This window comes from Rhodovulum viride, from assembly GCF_003265965.1.
GTDB classification, from domain to species: domain Bacteria; phylum Pseudomonadota; class Alphaproteobacteria; order Rhodobacterales; family Rhodobacteraceae; genus Rhodovulum; species Rhodovulum kholense.
This window is the reverse complement of the sequence record NZ_MUAV01000207.1, coordinates 1-387: the sequence shown is the minus strand read 5'-3', so window position 1 is coordinate 387 and position 387 is coordinate 1. Positions and strand designations below refer to the sequence as shown.

Annotated in this window: 1 protein-coding gene; it reads left to right on the top strand. The window is 73.6% G+C overall.

Going from position 1 to position 387, the window contains the following annotated elements; translation table 11 throughout:
• Positions 1 to 387, top strand: a 387-nt coding sequence (locus BYZ73_RS21885; protein WP_146746424.1) for a lysozyme, incomplete at both ends; no start/stop codon positions are given.

Here is a 387-nt window from a genome sequence, read left to right as displayed (position 1 = left end):
AGGCCCGCGCGCTGGCGCTGGCCGTGCCGCTGATCGCGAAATGGGAAGGCAAGCGCAACGCGGCCTACCAAGACCTCGTGGGCGTCTGGACGATCTGCTACGGCCACACGCGCACCGCGCGGCCGGACATGGTTCTGTCGGATGCGGACTGCGAGGCCCTGCTGCGCGCCGAAGTGCTCGAGTACCGCGCCCGGCTTCTGCCCCACTTCTCGGCCGAGACGCGCGCCCGGCGCCTGCCGCCGCCCCGCGACGCCGCCTTTACCAGCCTTGCCTTCAACGTCGGCGTGGCCGCGGCGGGCCGATCCACCGCGACCCGGCGCCTGAATGAGGGAGACGTGCCGGGCGCCTGCGAGGCCCTGACCTGGTGGAACAAGGCGGGCGGGCGCG